Source organism: Streptomyces sp. NPDC057682 (genome assembly GCF_042799575.1).
GTDB lineage: Bacteria > Actinomycetota > Actinomycetes > Streptomycetales > Streptomycetaceae > Streptomyces.
Map to the genome: position 1 here is coordinate 139,104 of NZ_JBHVIN010000022.1, position 25,152 is coordinate 164,255.

The window sequence follows — 25,152 nt, forward strand, 5'->3', positions numbered from 1 at the left end:
CGCTCACGGCCTCATCCTCTCCTCCGCCACCGCGTCATCCCCTGTCACCGTCCGCAAGGACGGCACCGGGGACGGGAGGAGCCACAGGGCGGAGAGGGCACCGCCCAGTGCTGCGGCGATCAGGGTGGGGCGGAGGCCGAAGGTGGTGGCGAGGGCGCCGCCGGTGAGGGCGCCGAGGGGGCGGATGCCGTAGTTGATGGTGCTGTAGGCGCCGGCGACGCGGCTGCGCAGGGCGTCGGGGATGACGCCCGCCTGGAGCGAGTTGAGGTTGACGTCGAAGAGCATGACGCCGAAGCCGGAGAGGAACTCCGCCCCGGCCAGGGTGCCGGCGCGCAGCCAGAGGGGGCCGCCCGCCGTCGCGGCGAGGGCGAGCGGGGCGGGGAAGAGGACGGCGCCGACGACGATCGTGCGGCCGACGCCGAGGCGGCGGGAGACGGCGGGCGCGCAGAGCGCGCCGAGGAGGGCGCCGGTCGCCCCGATACCGAGGGCGAGCCCGATCGTGCCGGGCGGAAGGGCGAGGTCCCGGCGGGCGTACAGCACGATCAGGCCGGTGCCGGCCACGAACGTGAAGAAGTTGACCGTGGCCGCGCAGCCCAGCGTGGCCCGCAGCACCGGATGCCGCACCACGAACGCCAGCCCCTCACGGGCCCGCCGCAGCAACGTCACCCCCGGCCCGTCCGGGGCACCGCCCCTCGGCTCCTCGTCGACCGGGACCCGCCCGATCAGCAGCGCCGACGCCAGGAACGTCAGCGCGTCCACCACCACCGCCACCGGCGCGGTGACCGCCTGCACGAGGACGCCGCCGAGCGCCGGTCCCGCCACCTGCGAGGCCGAACGACTGGCGCTGAGCCTGCTGTTGGCCGCCACGTACGCCTCGCGCGGCACCAGCCGTACGAAGAACGGCGGGTACGCCGTGTTGAACAGCACCCCCGCCGCGCCCGCCAGGACCGCCACCGCGTACAGCTGGATCAGCGTCACCGCGTCCAGCAGCCAGGCCAGCGGCAGGCTCAGCAGGAACGCCGCCCGCAGCACGTCCGCGACGATCATCAGCCGTCGTTTGTCCGGCCGTTGGTCCACCCAGGCACCCAGGACGATCGCCAGCAGGTTCGGCGTCCAGATCAGCGCCGTCAGCCACGCGATCTGGCCGGCCGTGGCGTCCAGGGACTCGACCGCGATCAGCGGCAGCGCGAGTTCGGTGATCCGGTCGCCGAACTGGGAGACCGTGTGCCCCGCCCAGAAGCGCCGGAACCCCCGGTCCCGCCCGAGCCCCCGGGACATCACCCCCGGCACGTCCGCCCCGGATGCGGCCACCGCCCCGCTCACCGGGCCCGCCCCCGTCACGGCGTCCGTCCCGGCTCGTCCGGCCCGGACAACGCGCCCTCCGCCCCCGGCCCCGGTCCCTCCGCGCCCTTGCCCGCGCCCTCCCCCCCGCCCTCCGGCAGCACGTACCGCAGCAGCCGTACGCCCCTGCTGTCCGCCGGGCGGTCGGCCGGGGGGCGGGTGGCGTACGGGGCGAGGACGCGCTCGATCGCGTCCTGGATGGCGGCCAGTTCGCCGGGCGTCACCTCGATCCGGGTGTAGGCCAGTCCGGCCGGGGCCCGCCAGGCCGGGTCGAGTGCGGGCTCGGTCTCCTCCGCCCAGCGGGCCGGGAGGTCCGCGTAGCGGCGGAACATCTGGCGGGACAGCTCGCGCGCCGCCGCCCGGCCCTCCTCGTCCGCCGGATCGTCCGGCTCCTCGAAGCGGAAGCCGCGTGCCACCGCCTCCCAGCGGCGGCTGCGGCGGTCGGGGCCCGGCTCGCTGTCGCGGACGAGTCCGAAGGACGCCAGATGGCGCAGGTGCCAGCTGGTCACCGAGGGCGTCGCGCCCACGTGCGGGGCCAGTGCGGTCGCGGTCGACGGGCCCTCGCGGCGCAGCCGGTCGAGGATCGCGAGGCGCACGGGATGCGCCAGGGCGCGCATCGCCTGCGGGTCGGTGATCTCGATGTCACCCATGCGGTTACGGGAGTCCATGACGTGAGAGGATGCTCTCATATTTTATGAGAGTCAACTCTCACGTTTTGTCGCAGGCGTGACCGGACCTGACCGCTTCTGACGCCCGCGGTCAACAACTCCCTTTTCCCGCTGGTCCATTCGGCTGCAAACCCGGCACCGGGCTTCACCGCCCGCCGCCCGGCTGCCGACAACCCCTGCATGATCATTTCTCCTTCACGCCGCTCCAAGCTGCTCGCGGCCACCGCCACCGCCGTCTGCGCGCTCACGGTCCCGGGCGTGCTCACCGCCTCCGCCGCCTCCGCCCCGCTACCGGCCGCCGCCGACGCGCCCCTGCTGGTCTCCCTGGGCGACAGCTTCATCTCCGGCGAGGCCGGCCGCTGGGCCGGCAACAGCAACACGAGCGCGAACGGCTACTCCGGCACCGACCGGGCCTGGGACCCGGCGACCGACGAGAGCGACCCGTACCGGGTGTACGGATCGTCCTACGACAGCGGCTGCAACCGCTCCGACGTGGCCGAGGTCCAGTCCGTCACACTCGACGTGAGCCGCCTCAACCTGGCCTGCTCGGGGGCGACGTCGAAGGCGGTTCTCCTGCCCGGGAGCGGCGGCGAGCCGTTCAAGGGGCAGCGGTCCCAGGCCGCGGAGCTGGAGGACGTGGCGGCGGGCCGGGACGTGCGGGCCGTCGTCGTGTCGATCGGCGGCAACGACCTCGGCTTCTCCGACATCATCACCGGCTGCGCGACCGAGTTCGTCAAGCCCTTCGGCGGCTCCCCGTGCGCACCGGACGCGGCCCGGCAGGTCGCCGAGCGGCTGCCCGCCGTGCGGCAGGCGGCCGTGAACACCCTCGCCGATGTGCGGACCGCGCTCGACCGGGCCGGCCACCCTGCGGGTTCGTACCGCCTCGTCCTCCAGTCGTACCCCTCCCCGCTCCCCGACGCCGGCCGCATCCGCTACCCCGGCGAGAAGTACGACCGGCTGTCGTCCGGCGGCTGTCCCTTCTTCGACAAGGACCTCACCTGGGCGCACGACGAACTGGTCCCCGAGATCAGCTCCGTTCTGGCCGGGGCGGCCGACGAGGGCGGTGCGGAGTTCCTGGACCTGTCCCGGTCCTTCGAGGGGCGCGAGGTGTGCTCGACGACCACCCGGCAGGCCGGTCCCGCCGACCCGCCGTCCGGCGAGACCAGCGAGTGGGTCCGCTTCATCACCTCCGGCGTGGGGCAGGGCCAGAAGCAGGAGTCCCTGCACCCCAACAGCTTCGGGCAGCAGGCACTCGGCACCTGTCTGACCCTCCAGCTGGAACAGCCCGCCGGTGACCGCCGCTGCACCAACACCGCGGGCGAGGGACCGGCCGCGATGCGGCTGGGGGCACTCGGCTGACGGAGCGGGGCACCCCTGGGCCGTACCGGGACCGGGGCCGTACCGGAACCGGCCGGTGCGGCCCCTGCCCGCCGGGCTCAGGCCCGCAGGTCGTGGATGCGGGCCACCGCCGGCTGCGCCGAGTCCAGCAGCATCGGGAACGTGCCCACCGCGTCGAGCGCCATGGAGAGTTCGGCGACGATCTTCGGGTCGTCCAGCGGTCCGCGCAGGAACTCCTCCAGCCGGTGCATGCGGTAGCGGACCGTGTTCTGGTGGCAGTACAGCCGCCGCCCCGCCTCCGCGGCCGAACCATGGGCCTCCAGCCAGGCGCGGGCGGTGGCCAGGAGCGTGGTGCGGTCGTCCTCGGAGAGCGACAGGACCCCGCCCAGGATGCGCTGCACGGCGCGCTGGGTCGTCTCCAGGTTGTTCATCACCAGTTCGGTCAGCGGGGTGTCGTCGAGCTGGCGCACCCCCGTGCTGCCGGCCGCGAGGGACTCCTCGGCGACCTGGGCGTACCGCAGGGCCCGGCTGGTCTGGTCGAGGCGTTCGTACAGCGGGCTGACGCCCACCCGGCCCGTCGCGACCGCGCGCACCGCCTCCAGGACCTCCTCCACCGGCTGCCGGGGCGGGCAGGAGAGCACCCCGATCTCCGCACCCGGCTGCGCCCGCCAGGCATGCCCGACGTCCAGGGCGCGCAGCCGCCGGTCCAGTCCGGGCAGCGGCGGTTCGCCGCCGACCCGCGCCTCCGCCGCCACCACGAGGAACCGTCCCTGGAACGGGAAGTCGAGCATCCGCGCGACCTCCCACACGGTCTCGCTGCTCAGCGCGGGGCCGTCGATCAGCTCGGAGACCAGGGCGGAGCGTCTGCGGTCGGTCTCGACCATGCGTTCCGCGCAGGTCGAGCGGTAGGCGTCGGTGAGGGCCGAGGAGTAGACGTCCGCCAGTTCCCAGATGTGCGAGGCGCAGTCCAGGAGCGCGTCCGGGGCCTCACCGCCCTTCTCCCGTGCCACACCGAGGAGTTGTATCCAGATGTACCGGAAGCCGAGCCGGTAGGCGCGCAGGACCTCGGGCAGCGGGGCGTTCTGCAGGGCGCGTCTGCGGCCGGTTTCCATGGGGCCGGCCAGATCGACGCCGGGCGAGGCGGGATCGGTGAGGTGCTCCAGGACGAGCCCGACGTTCATCCGCATCGAGTCCTGCAGATCCTCGGGACCCACCACCATGGAACGGTAGAAGTCGATTCTCTCGTACGTGAGTTGCGACATGGTGGCCGCGATCGCGTCGAGACGGGGCGTCAGTTCCCCGGCGAGTTCGGCCACTGCGAGACGCGGTTCCTTCTTGGACACGGAGTCAGCGTAGCCACCACCGGCGGGCGCCACGCCCAACGAGCGAACCCGCGCGGGGTGTTTGTCGACGGCTACAGAGGACTCTGTCGGCGTCGACATCGCCGTACGCCGGGGCCGGCTGTGAGGATCGGCATGTTGAAACCGGCATGTGCGCATGAAAGCGGAGTGACGTGACCAATCTCGCCAGTGTCCTGACCGATGCGGCCCGGCCGTACCCCGAGCGGCCGGCGCTGTCGACCGGCCGCTCGGTCCTGACACTGTTCGACCTCGACGAACTCAGTGCCCGCGTCGCCGGTGGTCTGCTGGCCCACGGGGTGCGCCCCGGCGACCGGGTGGAGCTGGCGGTGCCCGGTCTGCCGGCCCTGCCCGTCCTGTACTACGGGGCGCTGCGCGCCGGTGCGGTCGCCGTCGTCGCGAGGCCCCGGCCCCGGCTCCTCGTGGTCCGGCCCACCAGGGCACGGCTGCGGTTCGCCACGGGCGAGGAGGCGCACGCGGCGTCCACGGTCCTGGTGGGCCCCGGCTTCCTCGGCCAGTTGGCGTTCTGGCCGCAGCGCCCCGGCGTCGTCCACCGGGACGACGAGGACCCCGCGGTCGTCGTCGAGGACGGCACCGGCCGGCACACCGCGTACACCCACCGGGAGGCCCGCGAGGCGGTCGCGGCTTCCGGCGGCGGCCCGCTCACCGCGCCGGGGCTGCCCGTCCCCCGTCCCGGCGCGGGCGGGGCCGTCCTCCACCGCGCCGCCCGTCCGTCCGCCCCGCTCGTCTGCGCCTCCGGCCCCGCGCGCTGACGCGGCGGCGGCCGGCGGTGCCCCGGGCCGCGCCCTACGAACCCAGGATCGTCGTCAGGAACTCCCCGGTCCACGCCAGCAGTTCGCGGCCCACGACCGGCTTTCCGCCGATCTTCCCGGTGGTGGGGCGCGGCACCAGGATCTGGTGCACGGCCGGCTTGATCACGGTCTTCGGGTAGAGCCGCTTGAGCCGCAGCTCCTGCGATTCGCGCAGCTCCACCGGGGCGAAGCGGATGTTCGGTCCCTGGAGCACGATGTCACCGACACCGCAGGCGCGGGCCAGCATCCGCAGACCGGCGACCAGCAGCAGGTTCTCGACGGGCTCCGGCAGCTTGCCGTAGCGGTCGGTCAGCTCCTCGCGCACGGCCTTGATGTCGTCCTCGGAGGAGGCCGAGGCGATCGAGCGGTACGCCTGGAGGCGCAGCCGCTCGCCGGGCGCGTAGTCGTGCGGGACGTGGGCGTCGACCGGCAGCTCGATCTTGACCTCCAGCGGCGGCTCCTCCTCCACCCCGCCCTCCAGGGAGGCCCGGTAGTCGGCGACGGCCTCGCCGACCATACGGACGTACAGGTCGAAGCCGACGCCCGCGATGTGGCCGGACTGCTCGCCGCCCAGCAGATTGCCCGCCCCGCGGATCTCCAGGTCCTTCATCGCCACGTACATGCCCGCGCCCATCTCGGTGTGCTGGGCGATCGTGGCCAGACGCTCGTGGGCGGTCTCGGTGAGCGGCTTCTCCGGCGGGTACAGGAAGTAGGCGTAGCCCCGGTCGCGGCCCCGGCCGACGCGGCCGCGCAGCTGGTGCAGCTGGGAGAGGCCGAAGTTGTCGCCGCGCTCGACGATCAGGGTGTTGGCGTTGGAGATGTCGATGCCGGACTCGACGATCGTCGTGGAGACCAGGACGTCGAACTTCTTCTCCCAGAAGTCCACCACGACCTGTTCCAGGGCCTGTTCGGACATCTGCCCGTGTGCCGTGGCGATCCGGGCCTCGGGGACGATCTCGCGCAGCCGGGCGGCGGCCCGGTCGATGGACTCCACCCGGTTGTGGATGTAGAACGCCTGGCCCTCGCGGAGCAGTTCGCGGCGGATCGCCGCGCCGATCTGCTTCTCCTCGTACGGGCCGACGAACGTGAGGACCGGGTGGCGCTCCTCGGGCGGGGTGGTGATCGTCGACATCTCGCGGATGCCGGTGACGGCCATTTCGAGCGTACGGGGGATGGGCGTCGCGGACATGGTGAGGACGTCCACGTTGGCGCGGAGCTTCTTCAGCTGCTCCTTGTGCTCGACGCCGAAGCGCTGCTCCTCGTCGACGATGACCAGGCCGAGGTCCTTGAACCTCGTCTCGGAGGAGAAGAGGCGGTGGGTGCCGATGACCAGGTCGACGGAGCCCTCGCGGAGCCCTTCGAGGGTGGCCTTGGACTCGGTCTCCGACTGGAAGCGGCTCAGCGCCCGTACGTTGACGGGGAACTGGGAGTAGCGCTCGGTGAAGGTGCCGTAGTGCTGCTGGACGAGGAGCGTGGTGGGGACGAGGACGGCGACCTGCTTGCCGTCCTGGACCGCTTTGAACGCCGCCCGGACGGCGATCTCGGTCTTGCCGTAGCCGACGTCGCCGCAGATCAGCCGGTCCATCGGGACGGACTTCTCCATGTCCTCCTTGACCTCGGCGATGGTGGTGAGCTGGTCGGGCGTCTCCGCGTACGGGAAGGCGTCCTCCAGCTCGCGCTGCCAGGGGGTGTCCGGGCCGAAGGTGTGGCCGGGGGCGGCCATGCGCGCCGAGTAGAGCTTGATCAGGTCGGCGGCGATCTCCTTGACGGCCTTCTTGGCGCGCGCCTTGGTCTTGGTCCAGTCGGCGCCGCCGAGCCGGTGCAGGGTGGGGGCCTCGCCGCCGACGTACTTGGTGACCTGCTCCAGCTGGTCGGTGGGGATGTACAGCCGGTCGCCGGGCTGGCCGCGCTTGGCGGGGGCGTACTCCACGAGCAGGTACTCACGGGTGGCGCCCTGGACGGTGCGCTGCACCATCTCGATGTAGCGGCCCACACCGTGCTGTTCGTGGACGATGTAGTCGCCGGTCTCCAGCGTCAGCGGGTCGATGGTCTTCCTGCGGCGGGCCGGCATCCGGCCCAGGTCCTTGGTGGCGGTGCGCTGGCCGGTGAGGTCGGTCTCGGTGAGCACGGCGAGCTTCAGCGCCGGGTCGACGAAGCCGTGGTCGAGGGCGCCGCAGGAGACGTGGACGACGGAGGGGGTGACCTCGGCCAGGTCCGGGTCGAGGCGGGCGGGGATGCCCTCGCCGCTCAGCACCTCGACGGTGCGGGAGGCGAGGCCCTGGCCCTCGGTGACGTAGACCGTGCGCCAGCCGTCGGCCAGCCAGCCCTTGGTGTCGGCGAGGGCGCGGGCGGTGTCGCCCCGGTACGTCTCCGGGGCGTGCATCCGGAGCTTCAGGGTGTCGTCGTCCAGCTCCTCGTCGGCGGCGAACGGGGAGAGCGACCACCACATCATGCCCAGCTCGCGGGCGCGGTCGCGGACGTCCGCGATGCCGCGCAGCGAGGCCGCGCCGACGTCGATGGGGGCCTCTCCCCCGCCGGCCGTGGCCGCCCACGAGGCCTGGAGGAACTCCTGGCTGGTGGCGACCAGGTCGGCGGCCCGGGTCCGGACCCGCTCGGGGTCGCAGACGATGGTCATGGCGCCGTCGGGCAGCACGTCCAGCAGCAGTTCCATGTCGTCGACGAGGACCGGGGCGAGCGATTCCATGCCCTCCACGGCGATGCCCTCGGCGATCTTGTCGAGCAGTTCGCCCAGCTCGGGATGGGCCTCGGCGAGGGCGGCGGCCCGCTCGCGGACCTCGTCGGTGAGCAGCAGCTCCCGGCAGGGCGGCGCCCACAGCCCGTGCTCGGCGACCTCCAGGGAGCGCTGGTCGGCGATCTTGAAGTAGCGGATCTCCTCGACGTCGTCGCCCCAGAACTCCACCCGGAGCGGGTGCTCCTCGGTCGGCGGGAAGACGTCCAGGATGCCGCCGCGCACCGCGAACTCGCCGCGCTTCTCGACCAGTTCGACCCGGGCGTACGCGGCGGCGGCCAGTGCTTCGACGGTCGCGCCGAGGTCGGCGCTCTCTCCGGTGCGCAGCGCCACCGGCTCCAGGTCGCCGAGCCCCTTGACCTGGGGCTGGAGCACGGAGCGGATGGGGGCGACGACGACCTGGACCGGTCCGGTCTCCGGGTCGTCCGCGCGTGGGTGGGCCAGCCGGCGCAGCACGGCGAGCCGGCGCCCCACGGTGTCGGAGCGGGGCGAGAGCCGTTCGTGGGGCAGGGTCTCCCAGGACGGGAACTCCGCGATCGAGTCGGCCGGCAGCAGTGTGCGCAGGGCGGCGGCCAGGTCCTCGGCCTCGCGTCCGGTGGCGGTGACGGCGAGCACGGTGCGCCGGGTGTCGCGGGCGAGCGCGGCGACGGCGAAGGGCCGCGCGGCCGCCGGGCCGACCAGGTCGACGTGCATGCGGTGACCGTCACCGGCGGCCTTCACCGCTTCTTCGAGCGCCGGATCACGTACGACGACATCCAGCAGACCGTGCAGGCTCATGAAGGGCTTCCGTCCGGGTGGTGAGGGGTGGCCTGACGGCCGGCTGCCGCCAGAGGGCGCCGCCCTGGGGCAACGCGAAGGACCCGACACGTGCCGCGGGCGGTTCCACGCCCGGCGGGGTCCGGGAACCGCCCCGGAGGGGCCGGGGTTCCCAGCCTACGACTCCGCACCGACAGCCGCCCCGCCGACGGGCGGGACGGCCCGGACCCCGCGCACGATTCCGGCCCCGGGCGTCGGGTCCGTCCCCGCGCACGGTTCCGGCCCCGGGCGTTTGGAGGAACGTCCGGGGCCGGTGCGGTCAGTCTATGGGGAGGATGTGCCTCAGCCGTCGGTGGCGATGGCGTTGAGGACGTTCATCCGGCCGGCCCGGAAGGCCGGGACCAGGGCGGCGAAGAGTCCCACGAAGGCGGAGCCGACGAAGACCGCGATGATGGTCGGCCAGGGGATCTCCAGGACCTGCAGCCCCTCCAGGGACAGCAGCTTCTGGGCCGAGGTGCCCCAGCTCATGCCCAGGCCGAGCCCGAGCAGGGCGCCGAAGAGGGCGATGACCACGGATTCCAGGCGGATCATCCGGCGCAGCTGGCGGCGGGAGAGGCCGATGGCGCGCATCAGGCCGATCTCACGGGTCCGCTCGACGACCGAGAGGGCGAGGGTGTTCACGACACCCAGGACCGCGACGATGATCGCCAGGGCGAGCAGTCCGTACACGATGTTCAGGAGCTGGCCGACCTGGTCCTTCAGGTCCTGCTTGAAGTCGGCCTGGTTCTGCACCTTGTACTGGGGATAGGCGTCGAGCGAGGTCTTGAGGGCGGCGTACGCCTCCTTCTCCTTGCCGTCCTCGGCCATGGCGAACAGCAGCATGTCCGAGGGCATGCTGCCCTGCGCGATGTGGCGCTGGGCGGTCGCGGTGCTCAGGTACATCGCGCCCTGGTCGACGTTGGTGTCGTCGGAGGTGATCGCCGCGACCTTCAGCTTCGCGGTGTCGCCGGCCTTGAAGTCGACGGTGATCGTGTCGCCGACCTCGATGCCGTGCTTGTCGGCGTAGTCCGAGCCGACCGACATGGCGTTCTCGCCGTAGGCGGCGGCCAGGTCGCCGGCGACGGTCTCGCGCCGCAGGTCCTTCGGGTAGGTGGGGTCGGCGGCGGTGACGTGGGTGTCGTCGGTCGAGCCGTCGGGGTTGGTGAGGTCCGCCTTGAGGACCCGGTAGTGGGTGACGTGGTCGATGCCGGGGGTCTTCTCGACGGCCTCGGCGGCCTGCGGCACGATCAGCTGGCCGCTGCCCGACTGCACGATGAAGTCGGTGCCCACGGACTTGTCGAGTTCGTCGGTGGCCGAGGCGACCATCGAGGAGCCGACGACCGAGAGGCAGGCCACCAGGGCCAGGCCGATCATCAGTGCGGCGCCGGTGGCGCCGGTGCGGCGGGGGTTGCGCAGGGCGTTGCGCTCGGCGAGCCGGCCGACCGGGCCGAAGAGGCGCAGGACGACGACGCTGAGCGCCCGGACGACGATCCCGGCCAGCAGCGGGCCGATCACGATGAAGCCGATGAGCGTGAGCACGACGCCGGCCCCGAGGTACAGGGAGCCGTCGCTCGCCTTGTCGACCTGGGTGGTGGCCCACAGGGCCGCGGCGCCGCCGCCGGTGAGGACCAGGCCGATGCCGGCGCGGATCCAGCCCGAGCGGGCGTCGGCGGGCGTCCCGGAGTCGCGCAGGGCGGCCATCGGGGAGACCTTGCCGGCCCGGCGGGCCGGGATGTACGCGGCGAGGACGGTGACGATGATGCCGAGCGCGAGGCCGACCACGGGGGTCGTCCAGGCGATGGTGAGGTCCTCGGTGGACAGCTCCATGCCGATGGCGCCCATGACCTTCATCAGGCCGACGGCCAGTCCGACACCGGCGCCGACGCCGAGGACGGAGCCGACGATGCCGAGCAGGACCGCCTCGATCAGCACGGACCGGTTGACCTGCTTGCGGCTGGAGCCGATGGCCCGCATCAGGCCGATCTCGCGGGTGCGCTGGGCGACCAGCATGGAGAAGGTGTTGACGATCAGGAAGATGCCGACGAGGAAGGCGATTCCGGCGAAGCCGAGCATCGCGTACTTCATCACGTCGAGGAAGGACCCCATGGAGTCCTTGTTGTCCGCCGCGGCCTCCTTCTGGGTGCGGACCTTGTACGCGCCCGAGCCGTCCAGCGCCTTGGTGACGTTCTGCTTCAGCACGGCGTCGCTGACGCCGGACGCGGCGGTGACGGAGATCTGGGTGAAGGCGTCCGGGCGGCCGAGGAGCCGCTGCTGGGCGGTGGCGGTGTCGAGGTAGACGACGGCCGCGCCCGGGTTGGTGACCTTGAAGGTGGCGATGCCGCTGATCTTCGCCCGGATGTCGCCGGTGACGGTGATGGTGCGCAGCTCGTCACCGAGCTTCAGGCCGTGCTTGTCGGCGGTGTCGGCGTCGACCATGACCTCGGTCGGGCCGCGCGGGGCGTGGCCGGAGGTGATCTCCATGGACCGCAGGTCGTTGGAGGTCCAGTTGCCGGCGAGGGTGGGGGCGCCGGTGTCGGAGCCCATGTTCTTGTTGTGGCTGTCGACGACGGTGACCGAGCCGCTGGAGACGGCCCCCTCGGCCTTGGCGACGCCCTCGGCCTTGGCGACCCGGGCGACGAGGGAGGCGGGCAGCGACTCCGGCTTGCCGTTCTCCGGCGTGTCGGTGACCTTGGCCGACTTCGGGCTGACCGTGACATCGGCGGACGTCGCCGCGAACAGCTTGTCGAAGGTGGTGTTCATGGTGTCGGTGAAGACGAGCGTGCCGCACACGAACGCCACCGAGAGCAGGACGGCGACGGCGGAGAGCGCCATGCGTCCCTTGTGCGCGAAGAAGTTGCGCATCGAGGTCTTCCACACGGTCATGACGTCCGCCCGCGCGCGTCGAAGTCCTTCATCCGGTCCAGCACCTGCTCGGCGGTGGGGTTGAGCATCTCGTCGACGATGCGGCCGTCCGCGAGGTAGAGGACGCGGTCGGCGTAGGAGGCGGCGACCGGGTCGTGGGTGACCATGACGATGGTCTGGCCCAGCTCGTCGACGGACTTGCGCAGGAAGGTCAGCACCTCGGCGCCGGCCCGCGAGTCCAGGTTGCCGGTGGGCTCGTCGCCGAAGATGATCTCGGGCTGGGCGGCGAGCGCGCGGGCCACGGCGACGCGCTGCTGCTGGCCGCCGGAGAGTTCGGTCGGGCGGTGCTTGAGCCGGCCGGCCAGGCCCACGGTCTCCACGACCTGGTGGAGCCAGGCGGCGTCGGGCTTGCGGCCCGCGATGTCCATGGGGAGCGTGATGTTCTCCAGGGCGTTGAGCGTCGGCAGCAGGTTGAACGCCTGGAAGATGAAGCCGATGCGGTCGCGGCGCAGCTGGGTGAGCTTCTTGTCCTTGAGGCCGGTGATCTCGGTCTCGGCCAGGTGGATCTGACCGGAGGTCACGGTGTCCAGCCCGGCGAGGCAGTGCATGAGCGTCGACTTGCCGGAGCCCGACGGGCCCATGATGGCCGTGAACTGGCCGCGGGTGATGTCCACGTCGACATGGTCGAGCGCGACGACCCGGGTCTCCCCGGTGCCGTACGCCTTGACGACCTGCCGCGCCCGCGCAGCCACGGCCGTACGCCCTCCAGTGCCCCCGTGCCTGGGAATGCTGACAGCCGTTGTCACGGTTTTCTCCTCGGTCGGTCGGCGACGCGGTGTCGCCGTCTGGTGTGAAGTCTGGTCGTCGGAGGGCGTCGTGCGCGCTGGTGCGCAGCGCAGTCTTCGGGTGGGGTTTTCCCCACCCCGTCCCTTCCGGTCCCCCGCACTCGCGGTCTGTCGACAACGCTACGGAGCGGGGGGAGCGGGCACGTCCTCCGGCGGGAGGAACGGCCCCTGGGCGGATGTAAGGAGCTCCCCCTAGGGGTCTGGTCCCCTGGGCCGATGCCGGTCTCGGGGACTGCACCCCCGGGTCCACACCCCTGGGTGGAGGCGTCCCGCCCTCCGGCCGGTCCTCCGTGCCCCCTGCCCACCCGGAGCCGCAGGTGAGACAGTGTCCGGCGGATACATGCATAGGGAAGGAATCCTGGCGGGCTCCACGGACGGCGGCACGGAGGCGATATCGGGGTCCGGAACCGGACCCGCCCCTTCCCCCGCGTCCCGGGGGGGGCGCGGCCCCGTGGTCGCCGCGCTGATGCGGTGCATGGCGCCGGCGGCCATCGACGGCACGATCGTGTCGACCGCCGTCCCGCAGATCGTCGGCGATCCGGGCGGGCTCTCCGTCTTCTCGTGGCTCTTCTCCGGCTCTCTGCTCGGTGACGCTGCCGGTGTACGGGAAGCTCCCGTCCGACCATTCCCGTCGTGCGCCCGGACGAGCCCGCGGAGCAGCCGGAGAAGGCAGCGGACCGAGGGGCGAATTACAGCCAACTCCCGTACAGAACAAGGGCAGTTCGCCGGAACCTCTCCCCAGTCGCGCATACCGGCGAGTAACGTTCGCTTCCCGCACCGCACGAGCATGCGAGGAGCGGCACCACCATGTCGTACGACCCCCCGCACCCCGCCCGGCGCACGCATCCGCGACCCTCCGCGCTCGGGACCGCACCACCGGCCGCCCCCTCCGTCCCGGCGCTCGCCCCCGCGCCCGGGAACCACGGGGACCTCCGCCGGCTGCGCGCCGCCTACCGGCTGCTGCGCCGCACCGCGACCTTCACGGCACTCGGCTACTTCACGCTGTTCCTGGTCCTGTCCGGCTTCGCCCCGTCCTTCATGGGCCGGCCCGTGGGCGGCGGTCTCACCGTCGGTCTGGCCCTGGGGCTGTGCCAACTGCCCGTCACCCTGCTGGCGATCGCCCTGTACGAGCGGATCGCGCGGCGGACCGTGGACCCGCGCGCCGCGGGACTGCGCAGAACGGCGGCCCGGCGGTGAACGGCTTCGACGAGTCCGCCCAGTCCATGTCCCTGGCCGCCTTCGTCGCGGTGGCCACGATCACGCTGCTGCTCTGCGTGCTGACCGGGCCCGACCGCGACGACCTGGACGAGTTCTACACCGGCTACCGCTCGCTCTCCCCGCTCCGGGGCGGGCTCGCCATCGCCGGTGACTACATCTCGGCCGCCACCGTCCTCGGCACCACCGGCATCATCGCCCTCACCGGCTACGACGGCCTCGTGCTCACCCTGAGCACCGCGCTCTCGCTGATGCTGCTGATGTTCCTGCTGGCCGAACCCCTGCGCAACGCGGGCCGGTTCACCATGGGCGACATGCTCACCCGCCGGGCCCCGGGCCGGGCGGTGCGGATCACCGCGTGCGCGGCCACCCTGGCCGCGCTCCTGCCGATGATGGTCTTCCAGCTCGCGAGCAGCGGTGAACTCCTCGCCTTCATCCTGGGGTTCGACGGCTCCGACTTCCGCACCGGATGCGTCGTCGTCCTCGGGACCGTGATCATCGGCTATGCGGCGATCGGCGGGATGAAGGGCACCGCGCTCGTCCACATCGTCAAGATCGTGGTGCTGTTCACCGCCTGCCTCACCGTCTCCGTGCTGATCCTGAACCGCTTCCACTGGGACACCGGCGCGCTGTTCGCCGCTGCCAAGGAGGGCAGCGGGGCGGGCGGGGCGTATCTGCGCTCCGGGCTCCAGTTCGGCGGCAACGCGGCCGACATGATCAGCTCGGAGCTGACCGTCGTGCTCGGCACCGCCTGTCTGCCCCACATCACCATGCGGATGTCCAGCGCGCTCACCGCCCCGGCCATCCGCCGCTCGATGTCCTGGGCGGTCACCGTGGTCGTCGCCCTGTGCCCGCTGCTCTTCCTGATCGGCGTCGGGGCCGCCGCGCTCGTCGGCCACGACGCCATCACCGCCGCCGCGCCCCAGGGCAACAGCGCGATCCTCCAGGTCAGCGGGGTGGTCGCGGCGGGCGGCCGGGGCGGGGCGCTGGCCGTCACGGCGATGACCACCGCGATCTTCCTGACCCTGCTGGCCTCCGTCGCCGGAATGATCCTGGCCTGCGCCAACTCCCTGGCCCACGATCTGTTCGCGCACGGGGTGCGCGGCCCGGAGCGGCGGCCGGTGGACGGTCCGACCGAGATGGCCACGGCGCAGGGCGCGGCGGTGGCCGTGGGTCTGGTGACCATCGCGCTGGCGGTCCCGGCCCGGCACTGGAACCTCCAGGCCCTGGCCACCCTGTCGTTCTGCGTGGGGGCCTCGGCGCTGGCCCCGGCGCTGGTCTACAGCATGTTCTGGCGGCGCTTCACCCGTACCGGACTGCTGTGCACGCTCATCGGCGGCACGCTCAGCGTGTTCGTCCTGATCACCGGCACCAATCTGGTCTCGGGCGCGCCGGACTCGGTCTTCCCCGGCCGGGACTTCAACTGGTTCCCGTACACGACCACCGGTCTGGTCTCCATTCCGGTCGGTTTCGTCGCGGGCTGGCTGGGCACGGTGCTGGGCCGGCGCACGGCGGCGGAGGAGCGGCGGCTGTACGAGCGGCAGGAGCCGTGGATCCTGGCGGGCGCGCCGCCGTCGGGGCGGCCCTGAACCCCGGACGGCCCGGCCACGCTCCCCTCGCGGGGGCGCGGCCGGGCCGCCGGCTGTGGGGGGTACGGGGTCAGCCCTTGGCGGCGACCGCCTCCGGGGCGGCGGCCGCGTCGGACGTGGCGCCGGGGGCACCGGCGCCGCGGACGGCCGGGATGAACACGGAGATCAGCGCGGCGACGAGGGCGACGCCGCAGCCGAACATCAGCCCGGTGCGGAAGCCCGCCTCGGAGGTGAAGGTGAAGCCGGCCGTCTCGGTGGTCATCTGTGCGAGGACCGCGCCGATGACGGCGGCGCCGATCGAGGTGCCCAGCGCGCGCATCAGGGTGTTGAAGCCGTTGGCGGCGGCGGTCTCGGAGGCCGGGACCGAGCTCATGATCAGGGCGGGCATCGCCCCGTAGGCGAGGCCGACACCGCTGCTGCTGACCATGAGGAACAGCATCAGGCCCCAGGCGGAGCCCATGAGCAGGATGCCGATGCCGTAGGCGGCGGCGATCACCAGAACGCCGCTGATCAGGGTGAACTTCGGGCCGCGGGCATCGGTGAGCTTTCCGCCGAAGGGCGAGATGAGCATCATCATGACGCCGCCGGGGGCCATCCAGAGACCGGCCTGGAGCATCGACTGGCCCAGGCCGTAGCCGGTGGCCTCGGGGAACTGGAGCAGCTGCGGCGCGATGAGCATGCCGGCGTACATGCCGAAGCCGACGAAGAGCGAGGCGATGTTGGTGATCAGCACCCGGGGGCGGGCGGTGGTGCGCAGGTCGACCAGCGGGTCGGTGGTGCGCAGCTCCCAGTAGCCCCAGGCGAGGAGCACCACGACGGAGGCCGCGAACAGGCCGATCGTGGTGCCGGAGGCCCAGCCCCATTCGGCGCCCTTGGAGACGGCGAGCAGCAGGCAGACCAGGCCGACGGCGAGGCCGACGGCGCCGACCGCGTCGAAGCGCTGTCCCTTGGCCCCGGCCGGGACGTCCGGGACGAGGAACCAGATCAGGGCGAAGATGATGAGCGCCAGGGCGGCGGAGCCCCAGAACAGCACGCGCCAGTCGGCGTACTGGGCGACGGCCGAGGCGATCGGCAGGCCGAGCGCGCCCCCGATGCCGAGCGAGGCGCTGACCAGCGCGATGGAGGAGCTGAGCTTCTCCTTCGGCACCACGTCGCGCAGCAGGGCGATGCCGAGCGGCACCATGCCCATGCCCATGCCCTGGAGGCCGCGGCCGATGATCATCGGGACGACGGTGGACGAGAGCGCGCACACCACCGAGCCGATGACCAGCGGCACCGCGCAGACGAGCAGCATCCGCCGCTTGCCGAGCAGGTCGCCGAGGCGGCCGGAGACCGGTACGCACACGGCCGAGACGAGCAGGGTGACGGTGATCACCCAGGCGGCGTTGGACGACGAGGTGTCGAGGATCTTCGGCAGCTCCGCGATGAGCGGGGTCACCAGGGTCTGCATGATCGCCGCCACGGTGCCGGCGAAGGCGAGTGTGGCGATCACACCGCCGGATCGGACGGTCGGCTGTGGGGCATCCATGAAAGGGAACTCCTTGGGGGGTCTCGGTCCCGCCTACCGGGATAAGACGTGCATCATACACGCGGAATGAGTCATACACATTATGTGCTGCATGCACACTCCATGAGAGCATGGTCCGACGCACCGAAGGAGGATTCCGGACATGGCCAGACCCACGGACGAGGTGGAGTACGAGCAGATGCTGCTCGGGCGGCACGACCTCGCGTACCACCGGGGCGGACGGCACAGGTTCGCCCTCATGGACCGCAGCGCCTACATCCTGCTCAGCCGCATCCGCGTCCAGGGCCCCATGTCCAACGGCGAACTGAGCGACGCCTTCGGCCTCGACGCCTCCACGCTCAACCGCCAGACCGCCGCCGCCACCCGGGCCGGCCTGGTCGAGCGCATCCCCGACCCCGCGGGTGGCATGGCCCGCAAATTCCGCATCACCGCACAGGGCGCGGCCCTGCTCGACCAGGAACGCGAACGCGTCGTCCAGGCACTCGACAAGGTCATGGCCGACTGGCCCGACGAGGACATCGCCGCCTTCGCCGGCTACCTCAAGCGGTTCAACAGCGGCATCGAACAGCTCTCCAAGCGCCCCTGGCCCCGCCCCTGAGCCCCCGCCGGACGCACCGCCCCGGACCCCGCCGGGGCGCGCGGACCCGTACGACCCCGGACTCGAACCGGGCCCGTCAGTCCTTCGCCGGAACCTCACGCCCCGTCAGACCGGCCAGCGACGCCCGCACATGCGCCATGTGCGCCTGCACGTCCTCACGGCGCTCCTCGTGCTCGCGCAGGATCCGCTCGGTCTCCCGCACCACCCGCTCCTCACGCATCCGGGCCTCGGCCAGCAGCTCGCGACGCCGCGCGTCGGCGTCCTCCCCGCGGTGCCGCGCGGCCTCCTCCGCCTGGGACCGCGCCCGCCGCGCCGCCTCCAGACCGGCCTGCGCCCGCTCGGTCAGCTCCGCCTCCCGGGCCGCCCACGCCGCCTCCGCGTCCGCCAGTTCCCGCGCGGCCGCCGCCCCGCGCTCGCCGTGCTCCTGCTCCTGGTGCGCCAGCACACTCGCCGTACGCGAACGGGTCGCCTCCATCGCCGCCTCGGCCTCCTCACGCGCCTGCCCCGCCTCCTGCCGGGCCGCCGCGAGGGCCTCGTCCGCCCGCGCCCCGGCCGCGTCCAGCACCTCACCGGCCGCGCGCTCCGCCGCCGTCCGCACCCCGGCCGCGTCCGCACGGGCCGACTCGCGGACCGCGCGCGCCGCCGCGTCCGCCGCGTCCCGCACCGCCTGCGCCTCCTCCCGGGCCGCGGTCAGCACCGCCCGCGCCTCCCCCTCGGCCAGCGCCAGGATCTCCTGCGCCCGCTCCCCCAGCGACGCGTAGTCCTGCGGCTCCAGACCCGCGACCACCTCGTCCAGCCGCGCCGACTCCGCCACCAGACTCTCGGCCAGCTCCGCCAGCCGGGCCAGCCGCTCCCGCGCCCCGTCACGCTCCGCCGTCAGCGCGGCCGTCACCCGCTCCACCTGCTCCGGACGGTAGCCACGCCCCCGCACCCCGACGAAGCCGTACGCGGACACCGGTGCAGAACTCATCCTGGACGCCTCTTTCCGACTCTCCGACCATCACGCAATACGTCAAGGATGCGGCAATTGACACGGAAGTCGGAATCGACTCGATGGAATCCGGACGGAAGCGACAGGCATCACAGCCCGCACCCGCCCCACCCGTCACACCACCCCCACCACACAAAAGAGCGCGGCGCCCCTCCCCCGAAGGAGAGGAGCGCCACGCCCCGACGAACCGGCCCGACCGTACGGTCAGATCAGCCCGTCCCACATCTGCTCCAGCAGCACCGACCACCAGCTCTCCGGCGACGCCAGCGCCGCCGGGTCCAGCGCGGCCAGCTGCGCCTGGAAGTCGACCGTCCAGCGGCCCGCCTGCTCCGGGTTCAGCCCGTACCGCAGCCGCCACATCCGGCCCAGCAGCGCCAGCGAGCGGGTGAACTCGGGCAGCCCCGTGTTCACGAACTGCGGCGCCACCGACTGCCCGTCCGGACCCGCCTCCACCGGCACGGCCACGATGTTCGCCGTCCCGTACTGCACACAGATCGCCCGGCCGAAGTCGGACCCCATCACCAGGTACGACCCCGCGTCCGGAGCCGGCTGCACCTGCCGCTGCGCGGCCAGCTCCGCCAGCGTCGGCACCACCGGCTGCCCCGGCTGTGCCCAGAAGAACGGCCCGAAGTCGGCGGGCAGCCCCGCCCACACGAGCGTCCGCGCCACCAGCTCCGGCACCCCCTGCCGGGAGACCGCCCGCTGGTCGAAACGGAGCACGCCCTGCGGACCGAAGCTCTGCAACAGCTCCTCGGCCACGGCCTCCGGCGGCACCGGCGGAGCGGGCTGCACCGGCGGCAGCGGCGCCCGCACCGGGGCCGGCCGTGCCGGACCGTCCGCGACCTGGTGCAGTTCGCCCTGGTGCGTCAGCAGATGCTGCATGCCCTGCTGCCGGCTCGCATGATCGGTGCCGTACGGGGCGACGCTGGTGATCCGCACCTGCGGCCAGGTCTCCCGGATCATCCGGGCGCAGTACCCGCCCGGCAGCTCGCACGACTCCAGCTCCGTGTGCAGCTCGATGACCTGCTGCGGCGGCACGTTCATCGCCCGCAGCTCGTGCAGCATCTGCCACTCGGGATGCGGGGTGCCCGGCGCCGAACGCCGGATCAGCTGCTGCTCACTGCCGTCGGGCGCACGGAAACGCAGCACGGCCTGGTAGCCGGGGCCGACCGTCGGCTGACCGGCCGGCGGCTGCGGAAACCCGGGCTGCGGTACGGGACCCGGGGCCCCGCCCAGCGATCCCCCGTGCCCCATCGGGGCACCGGGCGGACCCGGGGGACCGGGCGGACCGGGCGGCTGCGGCGCCGAGGGACCCATCTGGGACGGGTCGGCCAGCATCGTCGCGGCCTGGTGCACCCCTCCGCCGGGCGGCGGCGTCGCACCGGGCGGCGCCGGAGGCTGCGGCGCACCGGGAGCACCCGGCGGACCGGGCGGCTGCGGCGCACCGGGCATCCCGGGCGGGCCGGGAGGACCGGGGGGCTGCGACGCACCGGGCATCCCGGGCGGACCCGGCGGCTGCGGCGCCGACGGACCCATCTGGGACGGGTCGGCCAGCATCGTGGCCGCGTGGTGCACCTGACCGCCACCGGGCGGCGGCGTCGAACCGGGCGGCGGAGGCGGGCCGGGAGGACCGGGCGGCTGCGGGGCGCCGGGCACCCCGGGCGGCTGCGGCGCACCGGGCGGGCCGAGCTGGGAGACCATCTGCGTCGGGACGTACCCGCCCGCCGGGGCCCCGGGCGCACCCGGACCCGACGGCGGCGGCACCGGATCGCCCGGCCGCGCCCCCGGCGTACCAGGCGCACCGGGCGGCGGCGGGGTCGACGGCCCCCCGCCCCGCGCACCGCGCGGCGTCATCGGAGCCTTGCTCGTCGCCTCGTCCGCGATGTCGCCCGGACCACCGCGGCCCGGCGGCGGACCCTGCGGACCACCGGGACCCTGCGGACCACCCGGACCCTGCGGACCACCCGGACCGTGCGGCGGCAGCCCCGGCACGATCGCCGTCGCCGGCAGCTGACTGCCCCCGGACATCAGCGCGGTCGGCGCGTCCGCCGACACCACCCGGGGCGGCAGCTCCTCGTCGTCGGCACCCACGAGCGGCGGCGCGAACACCGTCGCCGGCAGCTCCACCTCGCCCTCGTCGGAACCCGCGTTCGTGTCCGTACCCGCCCACGGCGTCGCCCCGACCGGCGGCTGCGGCGCCGACGGCGCGGGAGCGGACGGCACCACGGGGGCGGGCGGGGGCGGCGGAGCCATCGGCGAGGGCGGGGGAGCCATCGGCGACGGAGCCGGCGGAACGGGCGCGGGAGCCGGGGCCGGAGCGGACGCCGGCGGAGGCGTCTGCCCCGACGCACCGGCACGATGATCCGGAATGCCCAGCTTGTCCGCCGCCTCCTGCAACCACTCCGGCGGACTCAGCAGGAACGACGTCTGGTTCAGATCGATCCGCGCCGGAGGCTCCGGAGCCACCGGCTCGGCCGCGGCCGCCCCGTACTCCTCCTCGTACCGCCGTATCACCTCACCCACCGGCAGCCCCGGCCACAGCGTCGCCTCACCACTGTCCCGGGCGATCACCAGCCGCTGACGGCCGCCGTCCGACACCGGTCCCTCGGCACGGTCCTCCGCCCACACCACGAAACCCAGTTCGAACTCACGGACCCGGACCTCCCGGTGCTGATACGCCGGAACATCACCGTTGACCCACTCGTCCGCACGCTCCTGCGCCTGCGCAAAGGTCACCACCGCGCTCACCCCTCCACCGGGACGGCCCGCGCGAAGCCACCGTCCACCATCAGGTTCGCCACCGTCTCCAGCTCCGGCGGATTGCCCGCCAGCCGCTGCAGGAACGCGTCGAAGTCCGCACCGCACGGCAGCAGCAGCCGGTCCACCCGCTCCTGCACCGTCCAGCCGTCCCGGTCACGCGCGTCGTCGTACAGGCAGAACCACACGGAACCCAGCGCCTCACCGCGCACCTTCACCGCGAGGATCCCGCCCTGGACGAAACCGACGCCCAGATAGTCCTTCGTCAGATGGTCCCGCAGACACTTGTTGACGTACACCAGATCGTTCACCGACGCCTGCTCGCGCACCGTGAAGAACGGCTGGTCCACCAGCAGCCCCAGCTCCGCGTCCAGCGCCGCGCCCACCGGAGCCGACCCGCCGGCCGCCTTCAGGAACGAGCGGTACGCACCCGGCAGCCGGTACCCCAGATCCTCCTCGACCCCCAGGACCTGCTGCTCCGTCACCGCCACCGCGCCCTTCGGCAGCCGGAAGTGCGCGGGCCGGGTCTCCTGGAGCGGACGCGTACCCCGCTTGTTCTGGTCCACCGCGGTCGTCGCCAGACCACCGTGGTGCCGCAGCAGGGCCTTCACCTCCACCGGCACCAGCTCCATCCGCCGGCCGCCCGGCACGTGGTGCCAGGTCCAGCCGTGCGGCGTCGCCACCGCGGGAATCGTGTCCCACAGCTCGTGCCCGCTCGCCGCCAGCGCCGCGTTCGCCGACACATAGTCCGTGAGCCGCAGCTCGTCCACACCGAAACCCTGCGGAGGCTCGGCGATCTCCGCGGCGGCGCGCGCGTACGGCGCGAAGTCGGGGCAGCCGTTCGCATCCATCCGCACCCCTCTGGGGTGACGCGACGCCCGGACCGGATCCGGGAAGTGCACGAGCTGCCCGGCGTAGGCCGCGTTCGGTGGCGCGGCCTGCTGCCCGAGCCGACCTGTCGTCATGGCGGTTGCCCCCTGTGCTTCTGGCTGATGAGGACCGACCTGCCCACGGGGGCGGTCCAGGCACAGCCTATGCGCTGCCCCCGGAACGGGTCCCGCCCCGTCGCCCCATGGCCCTCACCGTCACCAACCGTCACAACCGCGTGACGGAAGAGCGACGAACCCACCCCGTCCGAGCGACACGCAGACACGTTTCGCCGACCCAGCTTTCACACGACCCGACACATTTGGCAGGCTGTCACCCGCACTACACGGGGGCGTGCACATTCGGCAGCGGCCGCTGCGGGCACGGGAGGGACAGCACCATGCACACCGCACACTCAGCACAGACCGTTACCACCGGAGACCCACGACTCAGCTGGAGCAGCGACGAAACCGACCGCGTCCCCCGGCTGACCCAGCGCCGCGACGGCATCCTGCCCGCCGTCGCCGCCGCCCTCTCCGTACGCGGCGAAACCCTCACCTGCACCGCCGGCAAGGGCGACCAGCCCCCCGTCCTGCACCACCTCGTCCAGGACTTCCTCGACACCCTCCCCACGGCGCAGCGCGAACGCTTCACCGGCCGCTGCCCCGAAGCCATACTGCTCTCCCGCCACCTCACCGCCACCGAGACGGGCCGCTCCAAACGAGCCCAGCGCAAGCCCCTCACCAACGGCGAGGCCCGCCGCGCCCTCAAACACGCCCGCCTCACCGCCCGCCGCATCCGCGAGGACGGCGACCCGCTGCACGGCAGCTACGCGGCCCCCTGCCGCTCCTGCTCCGTCATGCTCGCCCACTTCGGCGTCCGCCCCGTCGACCTCACCACCGCAGCGACGGCCACCACCGCCGAGAAGGGCTGACGCCGCACCCATGCAGGAACGCACCGACCTCCCCGCCCAGGCCGGCCCCGGCCGCCGCGACCCCCACAACTCCACCCGCTTCGCCGTCCCCGTCGACGACGCCCTGCGCGCCGCCGGCTGGCAACCCGGCCGCTGGGACATCCGCCGGGCCGAGGAATGGGCCGACGCCCTGCGCTCCCACGCCTCCCCCGCGGGCCACCGCCACGCCGTCTTCCCCGCCGCCGTCGAAGCCTGGGCCGAATTCGGCGGACTCCGCATCACCGCGACCTCCCCCGGCCGCCAGATCGCACCCCCGCCCGTCCGCATCGACCCCCTCGGCGGACTCCACCTCGCCCGCACCCTCGGCGACCTCGGCCGCGCACTGGACACCGAAGTGGCCCCCCTCGGCGAGGAGGGCGACGGCCAGGCCGTCCTCGCCATCGACACCGAGGGCCGCGTCTACAGCATCGACCACACCGGCGACTGGTTCCTCGGCGCCGACATCGACGCCGCCCTCACTACCCTCATCACGGGCATCCTCCCCGAACGCCTGATTTCGGGCTGACGCCCGATCCGGGGCCGAGGACACCACTCCGCCCCGGGCTCAGACCCCCGGAGCGCCCGCCGCGTCCGGCAGCACCGCCGAAACCCGGAAACCCCCCGCGTCCGTCGGCCCCGACACGAACACCCCGCCCAGCCCCAGCACCCGCTCCCGCATCCCCACGAGCCCGTTGCCCCCGCTCGGCAGCCCCGCATCCGCCGTACCCGCGTCCGACGGACCGTTCTCCACCTGCATCGCGACCTCCGCGCCCCGGTGCGCCAACCGCACCCACGTCCGCGCCCCCGCCGCATGCTTGTGCACGTTCGTCAACGCCTCCTGCACCACCCGGTACGCCGTCTGCTCGACCTCCGGCGCATACGGCCGGACCTCACCCTCCACCGACAGCTCCACCGTCATCCCCGCCGCACGGGACTCCCCCACCAGCACCTCCACCGCGTCCAGCCGCGGCCCGTCCTCCACCACCGCGGAAACCGGACGCCCCACCGACGCCAACGGCACCTCCCTCACCCGCGACACCACCGGATCCCCCGACCGCAGCACCCCGAGCATCTCCCGCAACTCCGTCAAGGCCTGCCGCCCCATGTCCCCCACCAGCGCCGCGTTCCGCACCGCCTTCGCCGGATCCTTCGGCGCCACCGCCTGCAACGCCGCCGCGTGCACCACCATCAGACTCACCCGGTGCGCCACCACGTCGTGCATCTCCCGCGCGATCCGCGTCCGCTCCTCCGTACGCGCCCACTCCGCACGCTCCTCCGCCCGGTCCGCCAGCAACGACAGCTCCCGCTCCAGCGAATCCGCCCGCTCCCGCAGACTCTCCATCAACCGGCGCCGCGCCCCTATGTAGAGGCCGAAGAGCACCGGCGGGGCGGTCAGCCCCAGCGCCACGAGCAGAGAAAGAAGAGGAACGATCCAGTCACCCGGCCCAAAGTCCGCGTCCGCGTCGACGCCCTGCTTCAGCCGTACGTACGTCACGATGAACGTCCCCACCAGGGTCATGCTCATCAGCACCGCGGTGATCCGCCGCGGCACCTCGGACGCCGCCAGCGTGTAGAGACCGACCAGGCCCATCAGATAGCCCATCTCGGCCGGCGTCGTCGCGATCGACACCAGCACCACGGCGATCGGCCACTGCCGCCGCACCAGCAGCACGGACCCGGCCAGCAGCCCGAACACCACCCCGAGCGACACCGGCAACCCGGTGTCCCCCGCGAACGCCACCCCCTCCAGCCCACACTCCAGCGCCGACACCAGCGCCAGCCCCACATCCAGCGCGACACTCCGTCGCCGCTCCCACCACCAGTAGCCGCGGGTGGTCGGCCCCGCCGCTTCCCGGTCTGCCCCCGTTGCGGTCATGGCATCCAGCG

At 73.1% G+C, this 25,152-nt stretch carries 18 protein-coding genes and 1 pseudogene; 8 read left to right on the plus strand and 11 right to left on the minus strand.

What is annotated here, in order from left to right; translation table 11 throughout:
• Window positions 1–3: 3 nt before the first annotated feature.
• Window positions 4–1,311, minus strand: coding sequence for an MFS transporter (locus ACFVDM_RS33055; RefSeq protein WP_383649094.1), 1,308 nt, complete (start codon window positions 1,309–1,311; stop codon window positions 4–6).
• 26 nt (window positions 1,312–1,337) lie between these two features.
• Complete coding sequence (locus ACFVDM_RS33060; RefSeq protein ID WP_383649096.1) at window positions 1,338–2,009, minus strand: ArsR/SmtB family transcription factor; 672 nt, start codon at window positions 2,007–2,009, stop codon at window positions 1,338–1,340.
• A 180-nt stretch (window positions 2,010–2,189) separates the two neighbouring features.
• On the opposite strand from ACFVDM_RS33060, the gene ACFVDM_RS33065 reads away from it, so the two are divergent.
• Window positions 2,190–3,368 (plus strand): SGNH/GDSL hydrolase family protein, encoded by a 1,179-nt coding sequence (locus tag ACFVDM_RS33065; protein WP_383649099.1) that lies wholly within the window; start codon window positions 2,190–2,192, stop codon window positions 3,366–3,368.
• Window positions 3,369–3,445: 77 nt separating this feature from the next.
• Here the strand turns inward: ACFVDM_RS33065 and ACFVDM_RS33070 are convergent, their stop codons facing one another.
• Window positions 3,446–4,690, minus strand: a complete 1,245-nt coding sequence (locus ACFVDM_RS33070; protein ID WP_383649101.1) for a PucR family transcriptional regulator — start codon at window positions 4,688–4,690, stop codon at window positions 3,446–3,448.
• 170 nt (window positions 4,691–4,860) lie between these two features.
• On the opposite strand from ACFVDM_RS33070, the gene ACFVDM_RS33075 reads away from it, so the two are divergent.
• Complete coding sequence (locus ACFVDM_RS33075; RefSeq protein ID WP_383649104.1) at window positions 4,861–5,478, plus strand: AMP-binding protein; 618 nt, start codon at window positions 4,861–4,863, stop codon at window positions 5,476–5,478.
• 34 nt (window positions 5,479–5,512) lie between these two features.
• Here the strand turns inward: ACFVDM_RS33075 and mfd are convergent, their stop codons facing one another.
• From mfd to ACFVDM_RS33090, 3 genes are all read right to left on the minus strand, one after another.
• Complete coding sequence (mfd, locus tag ACFVDM_RS33080; RefSeq protein ID WP_383649106.1) at window positions 5,513–9,043, minus strand: transcription-repair coupling factor; 3,531 nt, start codon at window positions 9,041–9,043, stop codon at window positions 5,513–5,515.
• Between the two features lie 321 nt (window positions 9,044–9,364).
• Window positions 9,365–11,944 carry an ABC transporter permease gene (locus ACFVDM_RS33085; RefSeq protein WP_383649110.1) on the minus strand — a complete coding sequence of 860 codons (2,580 nt, stop codon included), beginning with the start codon at window positions 11,942–11,944 and terminating at the stop codon, window positions 9,365–9,367.
• A complete protein-coding gene (locus ACFVDM_RS33090; protein WP_383649112.1) occupies window positions 11,941–12,729 on the minus strand; it encodes an ABC transporter ATP-binding protein in 789 nt (262 codons plus the stop codon). Before ACFVDM_RS33090 ends, ACFVDM_RS33085 begins: the two co-directional genes overlap by 4 nt.
• 379 nt (window positions 12,730–13,108) lie before the next feature.
• Between ACFVDM_RS33090 and ACFVDM_RS33095 the strand changes: the two are divergent.
• The 3 genes and pseudogenes from ACFVDM_RS33095 to ACFVDM_RS33105 all read left to right on the plus strand — a co-directional run.
• Window positions 13,109–13,403: pseudogene (locus ACFVDM_RS33095) on the plus strand (MFS transporter); the annotation flags it as partial.
• Window positions 13,404–13,575: 172 nt separating this feature from the next.
• The gene (locus ACFVDM_RS33100; RefSeq protein ID WP_383649185.1) at window positions 13,576–13,965 is read left to right on the plus strand and encodes a DUF485 domain-containing protein; all 390 of its coding nucleotides are present in this window, start codon (window positions 13,576–13,578) and stop codon (window positions 13,963–13,965) included.
• Window positions 13,962–15,572, plus strand: coding sequence for a cation acetate symporter (locus ACFVDM_RS33105; protein WP_383649189.1), 1,611 nt, complete (start codon window positions 13,962–13,964; stop codon window positions 15,570–15,572). Before ACFVDM_RS33100 ends, ACFVDM_RS33105 begins: the two co-directional genes overlap by 4 nt.
• Window positions 15,573–15,642: 70 nt before the next feature.
• On the opposite strand, the gene ACFVDM_RS33110 is transcribed toward ACFVDM_RS33105, so the two are convergent.
• Entirely contained in the window at window positions 15,643–17,100 is a 1,458-nt protein-coding gene (locus ACFVDM_RS33110; protein ID WP_383649114.1) for an MFS transporter, read from the minus strand.
• Window positions 17,101–17,242: 142 nt separating this feature from the next.
• On the opposite strand from ACFVDM_RS33110, the gene ACFVDM_RS33115 reads away from it, so the two are divergent.
• Window positions 17,243–17,698 carry a MarR family winged helix-turn-helix transcriptional regulator gene (locus ACFVDM_RS33115; protein WP_383649117.1) on the plus strand — a complete coding sequence of 152 codons (456 nt, stop codon included), beginning with the start codon at window positions 17,243–17,245 and terminating at the stop codon, window positions 17,696–17,698.
• A 76-nt stretch (window positions 17,699–17,774) separates the two neighbouring features.
• On the opposite strand, the gene ACFVDM_RS33120 is transcribed toward ACFVDM_RS33115, so the two are convergent.
• From ACFVDM_RS33120 to ACFVDM_RS33130, 3 genes are all read right to left on the minus strand, one after another.
• A complete protein-coding gene (locus tag ACFVDM_RS33120) occupies window positions 17,775–18,668 on the minus strand; it encodes a cellulose-binding protein (protein ID WP_383649120.1) in 894 nt (297 codons plus the stop codon).
• A gap of 225 nt (window positions 18,669–18,893) precedes the next feature.
• Entirely contained in the window at window positions 18,894–21,428 is a 2,535-nt protein-coding gene (locus ACFVDM_RS33125) for an SUKH-4 family immunity protein (RefSeq protein WP_383649123.1), read from the minus strand.
• 5 nt (window positions 21,429–21,433) lie between these two features.
• Window positions 21,434–22,411, minus strand: coding sequence for an SMI1/KNR4 family protein (locus ACFVDM_RS33130; RefSeq protein WP_383649126.1), 978 nt, complete (start codon window positions 22,409–22,411; stop codon window positions 21,434–21,436).
• Window positions 22,412–22,713: 302 nt separating this feature from the next.
• Between ACFVDM_RS33130 and ACFVDM_RS33135 the strand changes: the two genes are divergently transcribed.
• The gene (locus ACFVDM_RS33135; RefSeq protein WP_383649128.1) at window positions 22,714–23,247 is read left to right on the plus strand and encodes a YwqJ-related putative deaminase; all 534 of its coding nucleotides are present in this window, start codon (window positions 22,714–22,716) and stop codon (window positions 23,245–23,247) included.
• A 10-nt stretch (window positions 23,248–23,257) separates the two neighbouring features.
• Window positions 23,258–23,791 (plus strand): SUKH-3 domain-containing protein, encoded by a 534-nt coding sequence (locus tag ACFVDM_RS33140; RefSeq protein WP_383649131.1) that lies wholly within the window; start codon window positions 23,258–23,260, stop codon window positions 23,789–23,791.
• A gap of 39 nt (window positions 23,792–23,830) precedes the next feature.
• Here the strand turns inward: ACFVDM_RS33140 and ACFVDM_RS33145 are convergent, their stop codons facing one another.
• Window positions 23,831–25,141 (minus strand): sensor histidine kinase, encoded by a 1,311-nt coding sequence (locus ACFVDM_RS33145; RefSeq protein WP_383649191.1) that lies wholly within the window; start codon window positions 25,139–25,141, stop codon window positions 23,831–23,833.
• Window positions 25,142–25,152: the final 11 nt, after the last annotated feature.

What these genes read in the sequence shown, in the direction of transcription:
- ACFVDM_RS33140 (WP_383649131.1), top strand. Translation starts at nt 23,258, where the DNA reads ATGCAGGAACGCACCGACCTCCCCGCCCAGGCCGGCCCCGGCCGCCGC.
- ACFVDM_RS33145 (WP_383649191.1), bottom strand. Translation starts at nt 25,141, where the DNA reads ATGACCGCAACGGGGGCAGACCGGGAAGCGGCGGGGCCGACCACCCGC.
- ACFVDM_RS33100 (WP_383649185.1), top strand. Translation starts at nt 13,576, where the DNA reads ATGTCGTACGACCCCCCGCACCCCGCCCGGCGCACGCATCCGCGACCC.
- ACFVDM_RS33085 (WP_383649110.1), bottom strand. Translation starts at nt 11,944, where the DNA reads ATGACCGTGTGGAAGACCTCGATGCGCAACTTCTTCGCGCACAAGGGA.
- ACFVDM_RS33110 (WP_383649114.1), bottom strand. Translation starts at nt 17,100, where the DNA reads ATGGATGCCCCACAGCCGACCGTCCGATCCGGCGGTGTGATCGCCACA.
- ACFVDM_RS33135 (WP_383649128.1), top strand. Translation starts at nt 22,714, where the DNA reads ATGCACACCGCACACTCAGCACAGACCGTTACCACCGGAGACCCACGA.
- ACFVDM_RS33130 (WP_383649126.1), bottom strand. Translation starts at nt 22,411, where the DNA reads ATGACGACAGGTCGGCTCGGGCAGCAGGCCGCGCCACCGAACGCGGCC.
- ACFVDM_RS33115 (WP_383649117.1), top strand. Translation starts at nt 17,243, where the DNA reads ATGGCCAGACCCACGGACGAGGTGGAGTACGAGCAGATGCTGCTCGGG.
- ACFVDM_RS33060 (WP_383649096.1), bottom strand. Translation starts at nt 2,009, where the DNA reads ATGGACTCCCGTAACCGCATGGGTGACATCGAGATCACCGACCCGCAG.
- mfd (WP_383649106.1), bottom strand. Translation starts at nt 9,043, where the DNA reads ATGAGCCTGCACGGTCTGCTGGATGTCGTCGTACGTGATCCGGCGCTC.
- ACFVDM_RS33065 (WP_383649099.1), top strand. Translation starts at nt 2,190, where the DNA reads ATGATCATTTCTCCTTCACGCCGCTCCAAGCTGCTCGCGGCCACCGCC.
- ACFVDM_RS33120 (WP_383649120.1), bottom strand. Translation starts at nt 18,668, where the DNA reads ATGAGTTCTGCACCGGTGTCCGCGTACGGCTTCGTCGGGGTGCGGGGG.